We start from the raw sequence: 21,038 nt of genomic DNA on the forward strand, positions 1-21,038 counted from the left end.
TTAAGAAGTTCAATAACATCCTTAAACAAAGATTTTTATTTTATGTGAATTCACCCTTTGGGAAGGTGGTTGGAATTATGCGGAATGAAGCGATATTAGTGGTTGATGACGAGGAAGGCATTTTAACTATGCTTGAGAATCTTCTTAGAAAAGAAGGGTATATCCATGTTACTAAAGCCAGTTCCGCTGCTGATGCACTCATGGCTGTTCGAACAAAACGCTTTGATATAATTGTGCTTGATGTCATGCTTCCTGATATGGACGGATTTTCTTTATGTATGGAGTTACGCAAAACCATAAGAACCCCTATTCTATTTCTTAGCGCCCGTTCTAGTGATTTGGATAAGTTGCAGGGGCTGTATTTAGGCGGGGATGATTATGTAACCAAACCGTTCAATCCGATGGAAGTTATTGCACGAATTCAGGCACATTTGAGACGGAGCACTCTCTATGCGTCTGATGTTGTAAGCGCTGAGGATTTGTATCAGTATAATACTTTTTCGGTTAGCCGTACTACCGGTCAACTTATCGTTAACAATGTAGATACTCCTTGTCCGGCTAAAGAACTTGAACTACTTCTCTATTTTTGTAAACATCCAAATCAGGTATTTACCGCCCAGCAGTTATATGAGCAAGTGTGGGGGACAATGGTGCAAGGAGATGAGAAAACAGTCGTTATCCACATTTCCAGACTCAGAAAGAAACTTGAGGCTGATTCGTCCAATCCTAAGTTGATTGTTACCTTGAGAGGAATCGGATATAAATTTGTTCCACCCGCGGGAGGTTAGAACAATGAACGTTATGCTTCGTATAGCATTGCAACTGCTAATGGCTTTCTTTTTTCTGTTTGTTTGTATTCAAATAATTGTCATCGGGACATCTTGGCTTTTTTGGCCACAAACAATCACAGATGGAAACAGTTCAGACATCTTTACGCTTTATGTATTAGTGGTGTGCGCCCTACTTTTTCTTCTGACCCTGCTTCTGATTGGGTGGTATCTTGGGAAGCCGATTTATTTCATTATTGTTTGGATTAGACGTTTGGCAAACGGTCAATATGATTTTCCTATGCGCTGGGATAAGATCCACTCTCGTAAAAGCGGAACGTTGAAATTTCCATATGCAGTCTATAAGGAAGTATTCGAGCATTTACGGATGCTTGGGAGCACACTCCAAAAAAACGAAAAAGAGTTGCGGGAGTCGGAACAAGCGAAACAAGAATGGATCCGAGGGATATCGCATGATTTAAAAACACCATTAACTTACATATCCTGTTATTCCACCATGCTGATAAATACGGAGTATCAATGGAGTAAAGCGGAACAGAGGGAATTCTTATCTATCATTCAACAGAAATCGGCTCACCTAAAAGAAATGGTGCAAGATCTTAATGAAACGATTCAAGGCCAGATTCCTCTAAAGATCGAGGAAGTGGATATAGTTGAACTCGTACGCAGAGCAATGGCGGATGTCAGTAGTGCACCTTGGGCGACCGGCCATCTGTTCATGATGGATTCGGAGACAGAACAAATTTTTATAACCTGCGATCCAAAGCTGTTGACACGCGCTATCCGTAATTTACTTGTCAATGCCGTCGTTCATAATCCAGAAGGCACCGAGATTGCGATTTGTATTTCGCAGCTTTATGACCGGATGGTGGAAATCCAGATTAAAGATAACGGGATTGGATTTAGTGAGTCGTTTGTAAAAAGAGAAGCAGTAATAATACCCTCCGAGCGCTCGGGCTTGGGACTGTCCATTGCGAGGCAACTAATTGAAGCCCATGGTGGAAAATTAATCGTCATCAGTAAGCCGAACGAAGGGACTTCTCTGTCGATTAGGTTGTTATTGGCGCAAATTTAGGATGAAATTAATCGGCCGTTTACCTCCTGTTTACTAGCGCACCATATACTAAAAGAAATAGCATATAAGGAGTTGTGATCTTCATGAATCCTGTAAATTTGAATACTGCATCTCATCCCAAGATGACTGGAGCGAAACATGCATTGCTTCGCTGGTGGAGGCGTTGGCCAGAATGGATTCGATATGCAGCAATCATTTGGACGCTCATTTATGGTATGTTGGGGATGTATTGGTCGCTTGGAGGTTCAGGCTTTCCATTAGGCTTGATGAACGATCCGAATGCGTTACATTCAGTTTTTAGACACGTTACAGCTAATGATGCAGGGCCAGTTATTGCTATTCTTTGTTTTTTTGGCGTGGTAGTGCTTTTTATGTTCAAATTCAAAGTGCGTGGTTTTATCCGAACGATTCTAATTTTTTATGCTTGGAGCGTCGCGATGATTCTTTGCTTTACAATACCAGATACCCGCCCAATTATGTTAGTAGCTTATGCTCCTATTTGCTTAATTGGGACTCTTTTCGGGCTATCGTTACATTATTTTGATCACATCACATGGCCGGTGGTAAATCAATTTATTTGCCTTGTAGGAGGAGTGCTATGGGCAGCGACGGCCTTGTCCTTTCAGCGCCAATCCAGAGATGCTTGCATATATTGTGGGCATAAAAATGGCACGAGGCGTTGGACCGCTTCCGATTCTGCGGCGCGCTGGGGAAGATTAGCAACTTATGTTGCGATCCTTGCTCCTGCTTATTACGATATTACCCGCATTGCATGGCTGTTGGGAATACCTCTAGGAATTACAAAGGAATTATTTCAAAGCCTTCAAGATTCAGGGGCTGTATGGGCTGGGGCGGGTCTAGCTTTGGTATCGATTAGTGGAGCCATTCTTACCCGCGGACTTATAAATCCGTGGGGAGAAATCTTCCCTCGTTGGATTCCGTTTTTGGCTGGGAAGCGCGTACCTCCTGCTCTGGCCATCATTCCTGCTGGATTTGTCTCCATAATGTTAACCGTTGCCGGTATTCAGATTGCCCTTGATTTCTCTTTTAGCAGAAATTTTCAGAATTGGGGAGCATCAACGCCTCTCTTGTTATTTCCAATTTGGGGAATCGCGTTGGGAGTGGCTACAATTTTCTATTATTACAAAAGGAAGGGGCACTGCAATTATTGCGGTCAATAGGAGGGGACAGGGACAGGTATATCTCACTGTTGTTTGTCAAAACATGAAAAAAATGCCCTACATCTAATCTAAAAGGGGCAGATGTAGGGCAATTTCTCTTATTTTTTAGTGTGTGAATATCTAGCTAGATGCATTTACATTTTATCCCGCTATTCGTGGGCGGTAAGACCCCTACCTCAAGATTCAAAGAAAAACGAGAAAGATAGGTGGGGGATAACTGCCCGTAAAAGCACGATTGGGCAGTCTTTCCATCAGTGAGGATGAAAAACCCCTCCACTGATGGAAGTTTCACTTTATTCGGTAAAGAATATAGCTGATGGCAAGAGTGACGCAAGAAAATAAAATAGCGATGCTAGAAAAAGCAAGGAAGTAAGCGTTATATTTCGCTATATTTGCGATAATTGTATGACTATCAAAGTGAAGAAGGCCTCCTATAACGTTAAAGAGAAATAGGAGCAAGAAGATTGTAATCAGTCCATCTAATGCACCTTGTATGTCAGGTTTACTTAAGGCAATATGTGTAGAGATGCAAATTGCTAGGATAAGAAAGATCCAAAAGTAAGGATTTAATAGATTACTAATAGTAAAAATACTTTTTAATAATAGGATAGAAGATAATACAGTGTGTTTGATCATATCACTCAGAGCGTCGTTTGGTTGAATATTTGTTTCAACACCATTCATAAATACAGAGTATGAGTGGGGGACAAGACAATTCATTAAGCCAACTAGCGCTGCAATTCCTGAAAAAATAGGAGCAACACCGATGAAAAAGTTACCTATTTTTTGATAGATACTTTTCGGGTTATATTCGTGCTGTACATATCCTAAATACCCATTACTTGTATTCGTTGGAAACCATTGAATACCCACGATTTTATGCCGAAATAAGATGCACATAAAGGCATGTCCAAATTCGTGAATGGGTGTTCCAATCCATGAGGTTAAGAGGAATCCATTTCTTCCAAAAGCTCTTGTCCAATATGTTCGTGAACGATTTTCTAAATATCCTAATACAAATCCAACTAAAATAATACATCCTACTAATGAAGCTAACTGTATAAAGGTAGTCATAAGCGTATTAAAAAAGAAGTTTCCTAATTCCATTTTGTCACCTTGTCTATATGTTAGTTTATAGATAGTAGATTACGATAACTTCATAGTGTTAGTCTACTGTTATTTTTGTATGTCTCGTTTTGTTTTCTAACTTTACAGGCTTATTGTACATTAAGAATAAAAAGATACCCGTTAATATAATACTAGCTCCTACCAATTGCTGAACAGTAACTACCTCATGCAGAATAAAATAAGCTAATACACATGTCCCAACTGGTTCACCTAATATACTCATTGAGATTGTTGAAGTATTGAGCCATTTAATGAGCCAATTAAAAATTGTTTGCCCAAGTAATGTTGAAATACATGCTAAACAGAAGAACCATAGCCAGTCATATGATGAGTGACCTGTTAGAGGATATCCTAGAGTAAATGAATACGCAAATAGGAATAAAGAACTAGTTGCATAACCGATAAAGGTATAAGGGAATAGGGATAAACTTTTTCTTAAGTGTTGTCCGATTAAGAAATAAGCTGTTATCGTAGCAGCTCCGAGCAAGGCAAGAATGTCGCCAAATAAGGCTGTACCGCCGAATTTGAAATCTCCCCAGCCAATTACAAAACTACCAGCAACAGCGAATATTCCACCTCCAATTGCAAGGCCTCTTAATCTTTCTCCAAAAAGGAAGTACCCTCCAATGAATGCGAATAAGGGTTGAAGTGTAACAAGTACAGTTGAGCTTGCTACAGAGGTAAAACGTAAAGATTCAAACCAAAGTATATAATGAATAGCAAGAAAAACTCCAGACAGGCTACCTAGCATCCATTGTTTTCTCGTTAAATGTCTAATTTCCTGCATAGCATTTTTATTAAAATAGAACATAGGTAATATAAGGATAGTAGAGAACAGCATCCGATAAAAGGCTATAACAGGTGCAGGAGCGCTAGACAGTTTTACAAATATAGCTGATGTTGAAAGAGCAAAAACTCCGAAAAATAATAACAAATAAAGTAAAAGAGCGCGGGGTTGATTCAAAGTAAAGGCCTCCTATTGATTCAAAGTTTGGAAATATAGTGTTTATTATTTTGTACAATGTTTATTATAATTAACTAATCATAGTATATATAACAGAGAGTGTAGTGTTCAATATATTAAGACGATGTTTAGTATGTTAAACGGTAATTGTATATTTGTAATAAAATAATAAAATCGATCAGGAGCTGAATGATGTCAAACTATAGTTTAGGGAATACAATTTTAGAATATAGAAAAAGTAAGGGATATAGTATACGAGAATTTTCGGAAATAACAGGCATAAGTACATCTTTAATTAGTCAATTAGAAAGAGGACTTGCAAATCCGTCATTAAATGTATTAAAAATCATTGCAAAAGCTTTAAATGTACCGCTGTTCACATTATTTGTAAATGATATTGACCATGAATCATTGATTGTTAGAAAAGAGGAACGAAAAAAGGTATATCGTTCGGATAATGAACATATTGTCTACGATATATTAACTCCAGATTTTATGAAAGCAAATGTGGAAATATTAATGATGGATTTAAATCCAAATTCACAAACGACAGAAAGCCACTACAAGCACAATAAAGAAGAGATTGCCATTATCATGAGAGGAACAGCTTGTGTTGTACTCGAGGGGGAAGAGTATGTTTTACAAGAAGGAGATGTCATTCGAATTCCTCCTTTTATGAAGCACAAGTTTAAAAATGAAACTGAAGATATGGTGAATGTTTTGTTTGTTTTAACAGCGCCTTCTTATGGGAGTAGAAATTAAGAGAACCCCCTTGCAAATGCAAGGGGGTTCTACAATCTATAAAATGATCAACCTTCTAATAATAGTGATTTTGGATCTTCAAGCATATCTTTAACCGCAACAAGGAAGCTAACAGCCTCTTTTCCATCTACGATGCGGTGATCGTAAGAAAGGGCGATGTACATCATCGGACGGTTTTCCATGCGCTCTGCATCGATAGCAACAGGGCGTACTTGGATTTTATGCATACCAAGGATACCTACTTGTGGTCCATTCAGGATTGGTGTTGACATTAGTGAACCGAACACGCCTCCGTTTGTAATTGTGAATGTTCCGCCTTGTAGTTCTTTTAAAGTAAGTTTGTTGTCACGAGCTTTTTTACCAAGTTCGCTAATTTCTCTTTCGATTTCAGCAAAATTCATTTTATTCGCATCGCGTACAACAGGAACAACTAAGCCTTCTGGAGCTGAAACAGCGATTCCGATATCATAGAATTTCTTAATGATAAGCTCATCACCTTGAATTTCAGCATTTAATAATGGGAATTGTTTTAATGCTGCTACAACTGCTTTTGTGAAGAATGACATGAAGCCAAGACGAACATCATGTTTCTTTTCAAATGCATCTTTACGTTCTTTACGTAATTCCATGATAGCTGTCATATCAACTTCGTTAAATGTTGTTAACATTGCAGCCGTTTGTTGAACTTCTACAAGACGATTTGCAATTGTTTGACGGCGGCGGGACATTTTTACGCGCTCAACTGGTTTATCAAACTCAGTAGTTGCAGCTGGTTTTGGACTTTGTTTTTCTTGTTTTGGTTGTTCTTTTGGTGCAGCAGCATGTGCTTGTACATCATGCGGTCTTACACGGCCAAGTGGATCAGTGCTGCGTACTTCATTTAAGTCGATTCCTAATTCACGTGCCATTTTTCTAGCAGCAGGTGATGCGATAGGGCGGTCCGTATTTGGAAGACCTTGCATCGGTGCTTTATTTGGCGCCGCACTTGGAGCCTCAGCTTTTGGTGCTTCAGTAACTTCTTGTTTTGGCTGTTCTGGAGCAGGTGTACTTACTGCAGTTCCGTTTGCATCTAAAATTGCAATAACATCACCAATTTCAACTGTATCCCCAGGTTCACCTAGTAGTTGTGATACAATACCTGAATCTTCTGCAATGATTTCTACATTGACTTTATCTGTTTCAAGCTCAACAACGCTTGCGCCTTTCTCAACTTTTTCACCTACGTTGATAAGCCATTGTGAAATAGTTCCTTCTGTAATAGATTCTGCAAGCTCAGGTACTTTAATTTCGATCATTTTAAATGTCCTCCCCTATTTGCCTAACAATTGATTTGATATGTTTTGTGATAGTCTTCTTTAAACATGAATGGGGGAATGCCCCCCATTCATGGGAATATTTGATTACTTATTGTGAACGAAGTCTTTTTCTTCTTGTAACTTGAAATTGATATTAAGTGTTTGATTAATAATTAACTCTTGTTCTTTTCTATGAACATGTGGATCGCCACCTGATGGACTTGAACGGTCCAGACGTCCAATATAGTTTACTTTCACATTGCCAGAAGCAAGTTCGAATAAAATTGGTGCGATATAATGCCAAGCGCCCATATTTCTTGGCTCTTCTTGTACCCATACGATTTCTTCCAAGTTTTCATAACGCTGAGCGATTGCTTGGATTTTCTCTTTAGGGAATGGGTACAGTTGTTCAACGCGAACAATATGCACTTCATCTAGCGTATGCTCTTGTTTGTTAGATTCAACATCTACTGCTAAGTCGATTGCCATTTTACCTGTAGATAATACTAGACGCTTCACTTTACTTGTTTCTGTTCCAAGGTTTGGTTGCTCTACAACCGTTTGGAAGCTGCCTTCACTTAGCTCAGAAGCAGGTGAAGATGTAAGTGGATGACGTAACAAGCTCTTTGGCGTCATAATAACTAATGGTCTTACAAAGTCTGTTCCAAGACTTGCTGCTTGGCGGCGCAGAATATGGAAATATTGCGCTGCACTTGTTAAGTTTGCAACTGTCCAGTTATTTTCTGCAGCAAGCTGTAAGAAACGTTCTGGACGAGCGCTGGAATGCTCAGGACCTTGCCCCTCATAACCGTGAGGAAGGAGTAAAACAAGTCCAGATTTTTGTCCCCATTTTGCTCTTCCTGCTGAAACGAATTGATCGAACAATGCTTGAGCTGTATTGGAGAAGTCTCCGTATTGTGCTTCCCACATTGTAAGTGTTTCAGGAGAAAATACGTTATAGCCATATTCAAATCCTACAACAGCAGCTTCTGAAAGCGGACTATTATGAACCGCGAAGGAAGCGCGAGCTTGTGGTAGACGATGCATTGGTGAATATGTTTCGTTCGTTTCTGTATCATGTAGTACAACATGACGCTGTGCGAACGTACCGCGCTCTGAATCCTGTCCTGTTAGACGAATTGGCGTGCCGTCCTGTAAAATCGAAGCAAACGCTAACGCTTCGGCATTTGCCCATTCTAGCTTGCCGCCATCTTTAAATGCACTTTCACGGCGTTCAAGAATTTTTTTCAACTTTGGATATACGTTAAAACCTTCCGGCCATTGCAGAAGACTAGTATTTAATTCTTGAAGTGTTTCTAATGGAACACCTGTCACCATTTGTGGAATTCCATTAGAAACTACTTCTGGAACTGGAATATTAGCACTTACTTCTTTTTTATCTGAAGAAACTTGAGCATATTCAGCTTTCAAATGTTCTTGTACAAATTGCGTAATTGTTTCTACTTCGTCAGCATTTAGAATGCCTTTCGTTTGTAAGTCTTCAGCATAAAGAGCTCTTACAGTAGGGTGCTTGCTAACCTTTTTATATACTTTCGGTTGTGTAACTGCTGGATCATCCATTTCGTTATGACCAAAGCGGCGATATCCGATTAAGTCAATTAGGAAATCCTTTTTGAACAGCGTACGGTATTGGAAAGCAAGAGTAGCTGCAATCAGACAAGCTTCAGGGTCATCAGCATTTACGTGCACAATTGGAATGTCGAAGCCTTTCGCAAGGTCACTAGAATATCTTGTAGAACGAGAATCAGAACTATCAGTTGTGAATCCTACTGCGTTATTGGCGATAATATGAATTGTGCCGCCTGTTTGATAACCTTTCAGTCTGCTTAAGTTCAGCGTCTCAGGTACAATGCCTTGACCAGGGAACGCAGCATCACCGTGTACTAAAATTGCGAAAGATTTAGAAACATCTTGTTCGGGATAACCTGCTTGCTCACGATTCTCTTGAGCAGCACGAGCAAAACCTTCAACAACTGGGTCTACAAATTCTAAGTGACTTGGGTTATTAGCTAATGTAACGCGAGTAAGAGAACCCTCAGAGTCAATTAATTGCTCTTTACCTAAATGATACTTCACATCTCCCGTCCAGCCGACATTGTTCTTGTCTTTGTCTTGCATCGGTGCTGAATGCTTAAATTCAGTAAACATGTGACTGTAAGGTTTTTCTAATGTATGAGCAAGCACACTGAGACGTCCGCGGTGAGCCATACCAATCATAATATCCTTCACGCCGCCCTTAGCGCCTTCAAAAATAATTTCATCAAGCATAGGGACAAGCATGTCAACTCCTTCTATAGAAAAGCGTTTTTGACCGACAAATGTCTTATGCAAGAATTGCTCGAAACCTTCGACTGCTGTTAATCGTTTTAAGACTGCAATTCGTTTTTCATTTGATAATGGATGATACAGAGAAGTTGATTCCACCATTTCTTGCAGCCACGCACGTTCTTCGCTATCGTGTACATGAGCGAACTCATAAGCTAAAGATTTTGAATAAACATCTTTTAATCTATTAACGGCATCAAATGCTGTTTGAACATCTGCAGGTGCGTTTGCCCAAACCATTTTTGCTGAAATCGCTTTCAAATCATTTTCGCCTAGGCCCTCTAAAGAAAACTGCCCATCCACTTTTTCCTCCAGCGGATTAATGTGTGCAGATAGGTGACCGTATGAACGAATATTTTCTAAAACCTTTGCAGCTTTTAGAACTTTTTCTATGTCTGTATTGTTTTGAGAAGAAAAATTAGAGACATTACTGTTTACATTTGTAAAGTCTGCATGAAAAGGAGGAGCGCCCCATCTTGCAAAAAGCTCTTCTAACTCCGGATCAACAGAACCTGCCTGAGCTACATAACGATCGTACTGTTCAATGACATAGCCAAGGTTAGGACCATGGAACTTAGCCCAAGGGTTGTTTGTATTTGTATTCTTACTCGTCATTTGACAAAACCTCCTACTCGTTAGGCTGTTTCTTTCAATATGAATGAAATAGTAACGAGTGCAATTCATTTTATATTTCTTATGTTATTACGATAATTTACATAATACAAAACGTTATTACTTATCTGTTTTGTAAAAAAACATTCACAATTACTTATCACCCAGAGGATTATTCCTATTATCTAGTAAATGGGTGTGGAAAAATCGCTACATAACATAGATGTGGATGATTTCTAGGGATAATATGGAAATGTATCACCTGTCGGTAAATAGTCTGAAATATATGAATGTTCAAATAAAAACGTTTTAAATTATGTATATTAAAATAATAAACGCTTTCAAAAATATTATACAACAATATAACAAAGTATAATAGGAAAAAAGATAAGATTTCGAATTGATTGTTAATTTTATGTATTGAGCGAGGAAATGCCAGAGTAGAAAAGGGGAATCCTCTTAAGGGGTAAAATATAGTAGAGAATTTCTTCCTATATTTATTTTATATATTCTTGTTGTAAATGGATTGATACTATTTTAGTAGAAGCTTTAGATTTTCGTGATTTGGTTTGTAATTAAGGAATTAATACGTATGTTAGAAAATATAGAAAGGATCATATTTTTTAGATGTAATATTCTATGATAGTTTGAACAAATAGTTGTGTGAATTAATAGAAGATAAAAAAATAAGAAATAGTATAGAAGACGATGATTAGAAAATAATTTTAAAGAAAATTATTAATACAATTTTTGTAGAAATGTTTGAGGTTTTTGTTCAATGTAGCATTAGACTTATGTTTTGGTTAATAGAAATGTAATATTAACTTGTTAAAAATTGATGAAAAACTCTCATTGATCAACCGCCAGTCGGTTTTATGACTTTTATGGTTCTTTCTTAAGGGATACACATCCAGCAAATACTTCATCAACATTTACAAAAATAAGCTTGCATGACTTTTTTATTCGCATACCACGTATGTTATTTTAAGGGGGGATGTGAATTGAATACGTTTCAAAAAGGGTTAAGTAGTTTAAATGAAGAGGTGGAAATTGGAAAATTGCCAATTCAAGGACAGATTCCGATATGGCTGTCTGATAGTCTGTTTCGAAATGGTCCTGCCCATTTTACGGGAGGGCACTGGTTTGATGGACTAGCAATGATCCATAAGTTTTCGTTTCGTCACGGAAATGTGTCATATACAAATCCCTTCCTGCGAACCGAAGCCTATCATCATGTAATGGAAGCGGGAAAACAAGTGGATGGCTTTGGATCAGCTGGAACCGCAGGAGGCAGTAATAACACTAACGTTAATATTATAAAAATGGACCATCATTTTCTGGCTTTAACTGAATCGCCTGGGATGGTCGAATTTGATTCCCTAGCTTTAAATACTATAGGTGTCTATCAATTTCAAGATAATATTCCAGATTATATTCCATTTGGGTTTCATGGGATATATACAGTGGAGGGGATGTAACATGGAACGAAAACAAATTGTACGTGGAATTATCCTTTCTTTACTTATAAATGCGGCATTGCCCATTTTAGTTTACGAGCTGTTATTAGGACATGTGTCGAACATCACAGCGCTCATAATTGCCACAATGATTCCTTTAGTAGAAACTATAATCCATTTTCTAATGTATAGAAAATGGGACGTATTTGCAGTGTTTATGTTAGTTGGATTTATTCTTGGAATTATCGCAGCTCTCATTGGCGGAGAAGAAAGACTTATTTTGGTTCGAGAATCCTTTGTCACAGGAGTTATGGGATTCATTTTCCTTGGCTCTCTTATGACTCGAAGACCGCTAATTTATTATTTCGCCTTACGATTTACTGTCGGAAAAGCGCAAAAAGAACAGGCGGCTTTTGCTGATAAGTGGAGCAATGCTTATTTCCGGAAGGTATTGCGAATCATGACAGCGGGATGGGGGATTGTTTTATTAGGAGAAGCATTATTGAAAGTAGTGCTTGTCTATAGTCTTTCCGTTTCTACGTTTTTAGCAATTTCTAGTTTAGTCACGTATGGATTCATTGGACTTGCAATCATTTGGACTGTTCTCTATCGCAGAAAATCACGTCAAAAAATAGATCCAACAAAAAAAGTGTAGAATGATAAGCGTCTTATGAAGATGATTTGTGAACAACAAGAGACGAATGATTAATGGCTGCAATCGAAGAAAAGAAAGCATCGTGGAATTGGTTGTTCAGTTGTTTATAACGAAAAGAGAGCTCTAAGGTGGGCGCTCTTTTTCACTCACATAATCAGTGTGAGCAGAATGATACAAATGAATACCTTCAACAAGGATGTATTCATTTGTATCTACCATGACGAAATATCTATTCTATATTTCTCTTATAACTTAGTTTTAATAAACTTTTAAAATCTAGTTCAGCAATTAATACACTTAATAATATGAGTGTTGCACCTAAGTAACCTTTCAATGAGAGAGTCTCACCTGTGAAAAAGAAAGCAAAACCTGCAGAAAAAACAGGTTCTAATGAGAAAATAAGACCTGTATGTGTAGGGCTGGTGTATTGCTGTGCAATAACTTGAACAATGAAAGCTATTGCTGTACAAAATATGCTTAAGGCTAGGATTGAAGACCATGATTCAACAGTGTCAGGAAGTTTCGGGGTTTCCATGAACATTGAGAAAATAAGACTAAATAGACCAACAAAACCTAGTTGTACTACCCCCAAAGTAATTGAATTAACATGCTTAGTCATTGTTCCAGTAACGATGACATGAATTGCATAAAATAAAGCGCATAAGATACATAATATATCACCAGAAGCTATCTTAAATTCGCTATTTAACGTTAATAATCCTATTCCTACTATGGTTAAAACGATTCCCAATACAACTTTTCTTTCAGGTCTTTGCTTTAAAAATATAGATGATAATATTGGAATAAAGATGACTGTGAGACTCATTAAGAAACCGGCATTAGAAACACTTGTATACTTTGTACCAAAAGTCGCAAAAACATAAACGATAAACAAAATAGAAGCTAATATAAACGCATATTTTACGGTTTTAAAATCAATTTTGATTAAGTGCTTGTAAAATACTATAGCTGATAAAAGAAAAGCAATAATAAAACGTAATGCGATTAAATTATATTCTTCTATGTAATTGAGGCCGACCTTTGTAAGTAAGATGGATGCACCCCAAAAAAATGTAACCATTAGTAGCATTAAATCAGCTTTTAATTGTACTTTCATCTCTCTCTCCTCGTTATGTATAATTTGTAATTTCTATAATCCCTCTCCTGCTATCTATTTTAATGTTAATTCTAAATATTTGAAATAAAAAAATTCTCCTTGCAAAGTTAACATAACCTATTATTATAGAAAATAGTTCCTCCATAGATGCGTTGATAGCGTACAGGCGCAGCTCTCTTTGCATAAAAACGTTGTATTATTTCCTTTAGCAAAACATACCTAAATAAATATTGCTTAAAACCATTGACAGAATATTAATGCAACCCCTATAATACAAAACATACTTACTAAAGAACGTAATTACGTCATATAAATTGAAATATAATTGGGCAATGAAGGGAATATAAGTAGTGCTTATCTCACTGTTTTAGAGAGCTGATGGAAGGTGGAAATCAGTACAAAGATAAGGATGAATTTCGATCCTGGAGCATTTTTTTCGAAGTAAAGGGCGACCTTTATGAAGGGAAAAACGGTCAAAAATGATCGTTAACAAAATTGAGAGGCAGACTTAGTCTGCAACTAGGGTGGTACCGCGATATATTCGTCCCTACTGATACAATCAGTAGGGATTTTTTTATTATATAGAAAACATAATATAGGAAGTGCAATGAAAGGAATACAGTAATGCTTATTTCCCTGTTTCAGAGAGCTGATGGAAGGTGCGAATCAGTACATAAATAAGTGTGAATTTCAATCCCGGAGCATCTTTTTCGAAATAAAGGGCGACCTTTATAGAGGGAAGGACGGTCAAAAGATCGTTAACAAAGTCAAGAGGCAGACTTAAGTTTGCAATTAGGGTGGTACCGCGGTGTAAATCGTCCCTGTCATTTAGGACAGGGGCGATTTTTTTATTGGAAGAAAAACTACACTTGATTCTATTGAATCTTTTGTTAAATAAAAAATCTTTATATTAAAATGAGGAGGAAAAATTATGGAATTACAAAAAAAGTTATTGCCACGGCATATCCGTTTGATGGCACTCGGAGGAGCAATTGGCACAGGTATATTTAAAGGGACTTCTGAAACAGTATCGATAGCGGGGCCGGCAGTTATTTTTTCTTATCTGTTTGCTGGATTATTGCTTCTTGTTGTAATGAGTGCAATTGCAGAGATGGCCATCGCTTATCCTGGGGTGAATATGAAAGGATTTATTCATAAAGCATTTGGAACGAACGTGTCGTTTGTGATTGGATGGCTGTACTGTTTCATGTGGTTAGTTGTATGTGTTATTGAAGTGATAGCTGCGGGAAGCTTTCTGCAATATTGGTTTCCTTCTATGTCTTTATGGTCTTTAAGCCTTATTAGCGCTATTTTCATTGTGGTTATTAATTTTATGAATGTGAAGAATTACGGAGAGTTTGAATTTTGGTTTGCCGGAATTAAAATTACGATGATTGTTCTATTTCTTGTTTTAGGCGCAGGTATTTTATTCGGCATTATCCCGAGCAATGAAACTCACTATATGCAAAACTATGTACAGCACCAGGGATTCTTCCCGCACGGCTGGTCAGGAGTATTTTCTGCATTGTTAGTCGTAATTTTTTCTTACGGTGGTTCTGAACTTATCGGATTGACTTTAACAGAAACGAAGGATGCAGAGAAGGTATTGCCTAAAGTGATTAAAGGAGTAATTTGGAGAATCGTATTATTCTATACGCTCCCAATCCTTGTCATTTGCGGATTAATTCCATGGAATGAAATCGGCAACCAAGTAAGTCCGTTTGTGCAAGTGTTATCTGCGGTCGGATTTAAAGGAGCGGCTCATATTATGAACTTCGTCCTTATTACAGCTGTTTTGTCTGCTGCAAACTCTGGTGTTTATGGCTGTACACGTATGCTGCATTCCTTAGCTACAGAAGGGGAGGCACCGAAGCTGTTTTCACATGTTTCCAAGAATGGTGTTCCACTATATAGCGTTATCTTAAGCTCTATCGTTCTTATTGGGGGGACATTTGTTGCGTACTTTTCCCCTGACCGTGTTTTTGGGTATTTGATGGCAATTCCGGGATTTACGGTATCAGTGGTGTGGATTAGCATATGTTTAGCACAACTGAAGCTTCGCAAAACATATACAAAGTTACCGCATTTTAAAGTATGGGGATTTCCATATGTGACCTCATTCACTGCAATAGCGTTAACTATTAGCTGTGTAGCATTTGCATTCAGCGATCAAAACCGAGCAAGTATTTTTCTTTGTTTAGGTATTTTAATGATTTTAATTCTATGTTCTATTTTTGTAGGCAAAAAGCAAAAAGGGGACTAATACTACATTTTTAAGATAAACGAAAAGGCAGATTGTTATACTGTAAACCTAAGTATTGAGTATATCTAATGAACCTTACAGTATTAACGAAAGACATATAATAGTATAGTTTATATAAGTATTGGTACATCACAGACATAAAGTGGTGTACCATTTTTTTATGAATTAGACCTCTTCATGACCCTATATGCAACAACGACAATTCTATAAAATACTGCTTCTCCACCACATATGTTTTTGTTATAATTCAGAACATAAGTTTGGTATTGTTTTCTACATATAGAGGTGTCTTTTTGTTACTGTAAAAAACAACTAGTCCCTCATAAGAGGTGCTAGTTAAAGTAAAATTCGTTATCAGCAGTAATCAAACCCCAGAAACCCATTCATACCAGGAGTTTGCCAGCCTGCTGTTCCCTTCACTGTATACAGGATTTCATACAGCCATGTTACAATAGCATTGGCAGTTTAAATTTTCGTAGCCTGCATGAAACCCTGTATATCCTTAACATATAAAATGCTCGTTTTACCGCCCATCAAGATAAGATTTTAACATATCCCCAAAACGGAAAATTTATATCCTGACAGTTATTTATGAGAGTTCAACTCATTGTTTTCGTTTTAGGGGCAACCTATTTCTAACGTTGATGGGCATGTGACGAGAGCTCAAAATGTATTCATTCATATTCACAGATGATATCCTTTTAGTTGGATTCTTACGCTGAAGCAGAAAGAAATTGTTGTTCTTTGAGAATTAATTTGATTTTTTATGGAAAGATATATTAGTAAGTATACGATTTGAACGTTCTATTTTTTAGAGTATAAAAGGAGGAGAATGAATATGTCGGAAATTGAAGTAGGCGAAATTTTTACCCTTAGCGATGAGAGTAATGAGGAGCAGGAAGTTGAAGTGCTCGGAACGATGAATGTCGAAGGAGCAGAATACATTGCTGTTGGCTTTGTAGAAGACATTCAAACGGAAACAGAGGAAGACATTGATATCTTCTTTTTAAAGGTAGAAGAAGATAGTGAATTCTCATACATTGAGAGTGATGAGGAATTTGAAAAAGTATCTGCTGCGTTTGAGAAAATTATGGAAGAGCAAGAATAATATTAGTTGGACACAAGAGGCGGATGCATATCTGTCCTCTGTTTTTATATATAGGGATACCGCCCCATCGCTATCAAGCTAAGATTTTAAAGTACCCCCTAAACGAAAATTTTGTGTTTTTTATAGCACCGAAGTTCATTTTTATCGTTTTGGGGTAACCTGTTCTGTTAGGTTGATAGGCATGGGGTATCGCCATCATTTTGACATAACCCCTACGCTAAGCAAAAAATAAAATAAGCCGTCCATATGGACAGCTTATTTACATAATTATCGTTATCAGCAGCTTATTTTACCTAAAGTAACGTTTTACAAAAAATTGCACTGCTCAAAATTGTATAAAAGTCTGTATATAATGCTTCATCGTTAAGTTGAACACAAAAAGTTCTACCAGATCTAAACGGCAAATCTTTTTGTCTATCCTAACAAGGTAATCAAGCCACTTTTACGAACAGAACCTCTTTAAGTGCTAATTATCGCGCACCTTGTTCTGTTCGCTGAAAAAAAAATTATGTACTTCATTAACAGTCAAGCCCATTCTCTTGGCATCGAGAATTAATTCTTGCCATTCTAAATCAATAAAATCCGGTTCTTTCTCTTGATTTTTAATTTTTTTTTCAACCTGATTGTCCATCTAATCCCCCGTTTTCACCGGTAACTCAGCCATCATAATGAAAATATCATGTTTATCACCTTAGATCTGGAGCTTTGCGTCCTTATCTTTCGATAAGTTTGCCTTTATCGATCATATACTTTCTGTTTATTTTTACATAAGCACTTGTTGATATTATACAAAGAACCTAAACTTATGTACAATAGAAAAATGGGAAAAAATCCTATTTTTCTATTGTAAGCACCTACATAAAAAATACTTAAACGAATGTAGCAAATACTTATTATTTGTTTTCTTTTTCAGTTTTTTTTAACTCCAAAAACGCTTTAAATTCTTCTTTCGAAACACCAGCCTTCTGTAATTCCTCAAGTAACAAAATCCAATCCTTATCCAATTTTATGTTCTTCACCTGTATCCCCCGGAAATTTTAATTCATATCATAAGATATTTTACCAGATTAACATCCCTACAATATAGAAATATATCAGTTCAACTTAATTTTTCGACATAGCGATGGAATCTAATTAACATAATCCTGCATTATCAGAAGTTGAATTTCGGTAAAAATCCTTTTATACCAAGGGTTCTTCTTATTCTTTGATATTATGAAATATGCAGGGTTTTATACAATGTCGTACTGGTACGGTGTTTGTTACTGGATTAGCCAAAAAACTGTATAAGATTCTGCATGCTCCTAGTGTTATTAAAACTACTTATTTTCATGTCAAAAACTGCTTAGCGTGGTTTTTTTCAAAAATGCTGGTGATGCCTCGATTAGAATGCCATGTTTATGGAAAACTTATCGCTATTTTTCTATGTTCTTCTACTATGTTTAAGATGAGACAATTAATTTTACAAAAGAAGAAAAGAGAATTAAGCGAATATAAAGCCATCGGAATGATTCAAGACCATCTATACATTCTGTATCAGGCTATACAGCAAAACACCCAAGAAATAATAAAAATCCTAATCCGCCTATTCCACTTCCTACAGAAGAACGGACGGAAATCTCATCGATATGAGAAGAAAACAGTCTTTGATATTATGGGTGTTGTTTATGAGTGTAATGAATTGAAAAAACAAAAGAAAGTTGCATAATTAAAAAAATGAAATCCGTTAGCGTTTATAAATTTGGCCCTGTTAAAGATAGTTGTTGATAATACCCTAAAAATAAGAGTGCTCTGGATTAGAGCATTCTTGCTTTTACTGGTGAAAAAACTGATTAACTGAGTCCTCAGACTTCAAGTGTTCCTGTATCAGTTTCTTTAAGTCTTGTTCATTTTCAAACCCATCCAATTTATTGTTGTACCAATCTTGTAATTTCTCTTTTGTTACAGAGAATTCTTGGTCTGGAAATTTGAATGTAATCCAATCTACATTTTTAATTAAAGCAAAAAGAAATGTAGAGTTTGATATAACCGTTTTCTTCATTTCTTTATCTACTTTTTTTACATCTATATCTTTGTATTCCAAAATAATTCCATATGGTTCTTTCTTGGTCTCAAGTGAAATTTGATTTAACTCTTTGTTATGTGTCAATTGTTTTACGATATTTCCAACTGCACTGTTGTCACTTACATATGAATTTTTATATTGAAACAAATCTGTTTTTGAATCAGCATTTAGACTACATCCACTTAATAATATCATTAGGGATAACAATGAAATAAAAGAAATGGTAATCCTCTTCACTGTTTCCTCACCTTTCATCTGATATTTTTATCTAATTTTATCACATTCAATAAAATCCCTTCTAATAATTTCTTGTTTTGGGATTTTCAAAGCAATCAATTTACAGAGAATTTAGAGGATGTTTATTTATATAAAAATAAATGATTACGTTTTTACCACAACATTGCATTTTATGTTGTAGTAAATGAGGACATATGTTGTACAAAAAAATAGATACAAGCAAATAATACAGCTTGTATCTGTTTTTTTAATCTTTCTCCTATAAAAACTATAATATTATATAAGAGTTATTGTTTTAATCAATCATATTATCGCTTTTCAGTTACTTAATAAAATAATTGGATGGTCTGCCTTTTTATTTTAAGCAGTTATTCACGAACGTCTATACACCAGTGATCATCTTTACAGACATTTTTATCTGAATAAGGTAAACTTTATTAGAAAAATAAATGAAACTTAAATTGTAATAAATCAAAAACGAAGGAGCCAGTTATGACAATTATTGATAAATTAAAACTAAATAAATTCACAAATATGGCTGTAATCAATCAACCAAGTGACTATAAAGTCTTTAATGAACAAACGACTATCCTTTCTAAAGATCATGATGCTATTTTCATTTTTGTCGAAACAATTGATGAGATGGTTACACATACACAATTTATTATTAACAATGAACAACTTTTACTTGAGAAAGGTTATGTATTTTTCGCATATCCGAAAAAAGGGAATACGCGTTATAAAACCTTTATTCATAGAGATGAAATGTTTCCAGCAATGAACGTTGAAGAGGATGGATATGTAGGGAATAGTGATATTAAGTTTGCACGTATGGTAAGCATGGATGACGTTTTCACTGTTGTTGGTTTAAAACGTGAAAAAAAGAAGGCAAAGAAAACACCAACTGCCAGCCAATGCGTTGCGGATTATGAGGAAAATGTAAAGGATGTTGAGGCATTATTAGCAAATCATCCAAATGAACTTAAGTTTTATCAAAGCTTAACACCTGGATACCAAAAAGACTGGGCACGTCACATATTCTCAGCGAAGCAACAACAAACACGTGATAAACGTTATCAACAAATGGTTGATATCCTTTCACAAGGGTACAAAACAATCGATTTGTTCCGTCGGAAGAAGAAATAAAGTGAAACTTTCATCAGTGGAGGGCTTCATTCTCCACTGATGGAAATCTCACTTCTAAAGCTCAAAACTAACCTATTTGTGTTTTGGTAATGGATTCATCAATACCTTATTATTCAAGATATTTAAGCTTGTACATTTGTATTACTTATAGAAGAAAAGCAATATCTGATGTTGCTTTAGTTATTCAAAAATATTTATTTTACTCCAGCTTTCTTAAGGGCTCTAGCAACCTCTTTTGCAAATTCTACAGGATCTTGAACTGATTCAAGATGCACATAGATGAGTCGTGGTCTTTCAAACAACCAGTGGTTGTGTATAGCTGAGACTTTAATTTCATCATTCTTTTTGATAGCATGTAAAAAAGGATTTACTTCGTCTTGTAAAAAAACAAGCTCAGCTAGATTCAAAGTTTCATTTCTGTTAGAAACAGGTTCGAAACTAAATTCAAAAGAAATTACCATTTCCGAATGTGTAGGATGTCCAAGAATTGTTACGTCTAAATCCTTTCTCTCTCTTGTTACCATGCATACATCGTTTTTTTGTTGAGCTTCACCTTTAAGGATTTTTGCTAGTTCCTTACATAATGTTTTAGCCATAAAATTCACCTCCTGAAAAGTTAGATATACTTCAGATTATGAGAGGACGTGTGTTGGTGAACTAACCAAAAGTCTATTATTACAAGATAGGTTTAAAATTGGTGCTTATGTTTTACTATAAAGGCATAAGCAATTCTATTAGTAGTTGAATAAGTAAGTTTGCTAGTTTTTGATATGTATTTATGGATTAAAATAGCGTTCTAACAATAGATAGAACGCTATTTTAATGCTGGCTGCTGTACA

18 protein-coding genes, 1 pseudogene, 1 riboswitch and 2 other annotated features are annotated in these 21,038 nt (G+C 36.2%); of the genes and pseudogenes, 10 read left to right on the top strand and 9 right to left on the bottom strand.

Features of this window, described 5'->3' with window-relative positions:
- Positions 1-77: 77 nt before the first annotated feature.
- From AB1284_RS04475 to AB1284_RS04485, 3 genes are all read left to right on the top strand, one after another.
- Positions 78-788 carry a response regulator transcription factor gene (locus AB1284_RS04475; protein ID WP_429751322.1) on the top strand — a complete coding sequence of 237 codons (711 nt, stop codon included), beginning with the start codon at positions 78-80 and terminating at the stop codon, positions 786-788.
- A gap of 4 nt (positions 789-792) precedes the next feature.
- Entirely contained in the window at positions 793-1,863 is a 1,071-nt protein-coding gene (locus AB1284_RS04480) for a sensor histidine kinase (RefSeq protein ID WP_429751320.1), read from the top strand.
- Positions 1,864-1,946: 83 nt separating this feature from the next.
- The gene (locus AB1284_RS04485; RefSeq protein ID WP_429751318.1) at positions 1,947-3,044 is read left to right on the top strand and encodes a hypothetical protein; all 1,098 of its coding nucleotides are present in this window, start codon (positions 1,947-1,949) and stop codon (positions 3,042-3,044) included.
- A gap of 288 nt (positions 3,045-3,332) precedes the next feature.
- Here the strand turns inward: AB1284_RS04485 and AB1284_RS04490 are convergent, their stop codons facing one another.
- Both AB1284_RS04490 and AB1284_RS04495 read right to left on the bottom strand, forming a co-directional pair.
- Positions 3,333-4,151 carry a hypothetical protein gene (locus tag AB1284_RS04490; RefSeq protein WP_429751317.1) on the bottom strand — a complete coding sequence of 273 codons (819 nt, stop codon included), beginning with the start codon at positions 4,149-4,151 and terminating at the stop codon, positions 3,333-3,335.
- Positions 4,152-4,209: 58 nt separating this feature from the next.
- Positions 4,210-5,136: a DMT family transporter gene (locus tag AB1284_RS04495; protein ID WP_429751315.1), complete on the bottom strand. Its 927-nt coding sequence runs from the start codon at positions 5,134-5,136 to the stop codon at positions 4,210-4,212.
- A 192-nt stretch (positions 5,137-5,328) separates the two neighbouring features.
- Here AB1284_RS04495 and AB1284_RS04500 point away from each other — a divergent pair, with 192 nt between their 5' ends.
- A complete protein-coding gene (locus AB1284_RS04500; protein ID WP_429751313.1) occupies positions 5,329-5,898 on the top strand; it encodes a helix-turn-helix domain-containing protein in 570 nt (189 codons plus the stop codon).
- Between the two features lie 47 nt (positions 5,899-5,945).
- Here the strand turns inward: AB1284_RS04500 and odhB are convergent, their stop codons facing one another.
- Positions 5,946-7,193 (bottom strand): 2-oxoglutarate dehydrogenase complex dihydrolipoyllysine-residue succinyltransferase, encoded by a 1,248-nt coding sequence (gene odhB, locus AB1284_RS04505; RefSeq protein WP_429751311.1) that lies wholly within the window; start codon positions 7,191-7,193, stop codon positions 5,946-5,948.
- Positions 7,194-7,298: 105 nt separating this feature from the next.
- Positions 7,299-10,154, bottom strand: a complete 2,856-nt coding sequence (locus AB1284_RS04510; protein ID WP_429751309.1) for a 2-oxoglutarate dehydrogenase E1 component — start codon at positions 10,152-10,154, stop codon at positions 7,299-7,301.
- Positions 10,155-11,152: 998 nt separating this feature from the next.
- On the opposite strand from AB1284_RS04510, the gene AB1284_RS04515 reads away from it, so the two are divergent.
- Positions 11,153-11,629, top strand: a complete 477-nt coding sequence (locus AB1284_RS04515) for a carotenoid oxygenase family protein (protein WP_429751307.1) — start codon at positions 11,153-11,155, stop codon at positions 11,627-11,629.
- 1 nt (position 11,630) lies between these two features.
- Positions 11,631-12,263, top strand: coding sequence for a VC0807 family protein (locus AB1284_RS04520; protein WP_429751306.1), 633 nt, complete (start codon positions 11,631-11,633; stop codon positions 12,261-12,263).
- Positions 12,264-12,492: 229 nt separating this feature from the next.
- Here AB1284_RS04520 and AB1284_RS04525 read toward each other — a convergent pair whose 3' ends face one another.
- On the bottom strand, positions 12,493-13,380 hold the full coding sequence (locus tag AB1284_RS04525; RefSeq protein ID WP_429751304.1) for a DMT family transporter: 888 nt from the start codon (positions 13,378-13,380) through the stop codon (positions 12,493-12,495).
- 323 nt (positions 13,381-13,703) lie between these two features.
- Positions 13,704-13,932: a binding site (T-box leader), on the top strand.
- 46 nt (positions 13,933-13,978) lie between these two features.
- Positions 13,979-14,206, top strand: a binding site (T-box leader).
- A gap of 105 nt (positions 14,207-14,311) precedes the next feature.
- Between AB1284_RS04525 and AB1284_RS04530 the strand changes: the two genes are divergently transcribed.
- The gene (locus AB1284_RS04530; RefSeq protein ID WP_429751302.1) at positions 14,312-15,643 is read left to right on the top strand and encodes an amino acid permease; all 1,332 of its coding nucleotides are present in this window, start codon (positions 14,312-14,314) and stop codon (positions 15,641-15,643) included.
- 838 nt (positions 15,644-16,481) lie between these two features.
- Positions 16,482-16,751 (top strand): DUF1292 domain-containing protein, encoded by a 270-nt coding sequence (locus AB1284_RS04535; RefSeq protein WP_242218419.1) that lies wholly within the window; start codon positions 16,482-16,484, stop codon positions 16,749-16,751.
- Between the two features lie 466 nt (positions 16,752-17,217).
- On the opposite strand, the gene sinI is transcribed toward AB1284_RS04535, so the two are convergent.
- Both sinI and AB1284_RS04545 read right to left on the bottom strand, forming a co-directional pair.
- Positions 17,218-17,382: a DNA-binding anti-repressor SinI gene (gene sinI / locus AB1284_RS04540; RefSeq protein WP_429751300.1), complete on the bottom strand. Its 165-nt coding sequence runs from the start codon at positions 17,380-17,382 to the stop codon at positions 17,218-17,220.
- A gap of 16 nt (positions 17,383-17,398) precedes the next feature.
- Positions 17,399-17,495, bottom strand: a riboswitch (cyclic di-GMP riboswitch).
- A 149-nt stretch (positions 17,496-17,644) separates the two neighbouring features.
- The gene (locus AB1284_RS04545) at positions 17,645-17,770 is read right to left on the bottom strand and encodes a hypothetical protein (RefSeq protein WP_429751299.1); all 126 of its coding nucleotides are present in this window, start codon (positions 17,768-17,770) and stop codon (positions 17,645-17,647) included.
- Positions 17,771-18,129: 359 nt separating this feature from the next.
- Between AB1284_RS04545 and AB1284_RS04550 the strand changes: the two are divergent.
- Positions 18,130-18,459: pseudogene (locus AB1284_RS04550) on the top strand (IS4 family transposase); the annotation flags it as partial.
- A gap of 105 nt (positions 18,460-18,564) precedes the next feature.
- Here AB1284_RS04550 and AB1284_RS04555 read toward each other — a convergent pair.
- Entirely contained in the window at positions 18,565-19,053 is a 489-nt protein-coding gene (locus AB1284_RS04555; protein ID WP_429751297.1) for a DUF4825 domain-containing protein, read from the bottom strand.
- A 492-nt stretch (positions 19,054-19,545) separates the two neighbouring features.
- Between AB1284_RS04555 and AB1284_RS04560 the strand changes: the two genes are divergently transcribed.
- Complete coding sequence (locus tag AB1284_RS04560; RefSeq protein WP_429751295.1) at positions 19,546-20,199, top strand: YdeI/OmpD-associated family protein; 654 nt, start codon at positions 19,546-19,548, stop codon at positions 20,197-20,199.
- Between the two features lie 194 nt (positions 20,200-20,393).
- Here the strand turns inward: AB1284_RS04560 and AB1284_RS04565 are convergent, their stop codons facing one another.
- A complete protein-coding gene (locus AB1284_RS04565) occupies positions 20,394-20,795 on the bottom strand; it encodes a DUF1259 domain-containing protein (protein WP_429751293.1) in 402 nt (133 codons plus the stop codon).
- Positions 20,796-21,038 lie beyond the last annotated feature (243 nt).

This window comes from Bacillus sp. S2(2024), assembly GCF_050474045.1.
Taxonomy (GTDB): Bacteria; Bacillota; Bacilli; order Bacillales; family Bacillaceae_G; genus Bacillus_A; species Bacillus_A yunxiaonensis.

Coding starts and splice junctions, on each gene's coding strand:
- AB1284_RS04490 (WP_429751317.1), bottom strand. CDS start 4,151: ATGGAATTAGGAAACTTCTTTTTTAATACGCTTATGACTACCTTTATA.
- AB1284_RS04520 (WP_429751306.1), top strand. CDS start 11,631: ATGGAACGAAAACAAATTGTACGTGGAATTATCCTTTCTTTACTTATA.
- AB1284_RS04525 (WP_429751304.1), bottom strand. CDS start 13,380: ATGAAAGTACAATTAAAAGCTGATTTAATGCTACTAATGGTTACATTT.
- AB1284_RS04530 (WP_429751302.1), top strand. CDS start 14,312: ATGGAATTACAAAAAAAGTTATTGCCACGGCATATCCGTTTGATGGCA.
- AB1284_RS04480 (WP_429751320.1), top strand. CDS start 793: ATGAACGTTATGCTTCGTATAGCATTGCAACTGCTAATGGCTTTCTTT.
- AB1284_RS04500 (WP_429751313.1), top strand. CDS start 5,329: ATGTCAAACTATAGTTTAGGGAATACAATTTTAGAATATAGAAAAAGT.
- AB1284_RS04510 (WP_429751309.1), bottom strand. CDS start 10,154: ATGACGAGTAAGAATACAAATACAAACAACCCTTGGGCTAAGTTCCAT.
- AB1284_RS04560 (WP_429751295.1), top strand. CDS start 19,546: ATGACAATTATTGATAAATTAAAACTAAATAAATTCACAAATATGGCT.
- odhB (WP_429751311.1), bottom strand. CDS start 7,193: ATGATCGAAATTAAAGTACCTGAGCTTGCAGAATCTATTACAGAAGGA.
- AB1284_RS04475 (WP_429751322.1), top strand. CDS start 78: ATGCGGAATGAAGCGATATTAGTGGTTGATGACGAGGAAGGCATTTTA.
- AB1284_RS04535 (WP_242218419.1), top strand. CDS start 16,482: ATGTCGGAAATTGAAGTAGGCGAAATTTTTACCCTTAGCGATGAGAGT.
- AB1284_RS04485 (WP_429751318.1), top strand. CDS start 1,947: ATGAATCCTGTAAATTTGAATACTGCATCTCATCCCAAGATGACTGGA.
- sinI (WP_429751300.1), bottom strand. CDS start 17,382: ATGGACAATCAGGTTGAAAAAAAAATTAAAAATCAAGAGAAAGAACCG.
- AB1284_RS04565 (WP_429751293.1), bottom strand. CDS start 20,795: ATGGCTAAAACATTATGTAAGGAACTAGCAAAAATCCTTAAAGGTGAA.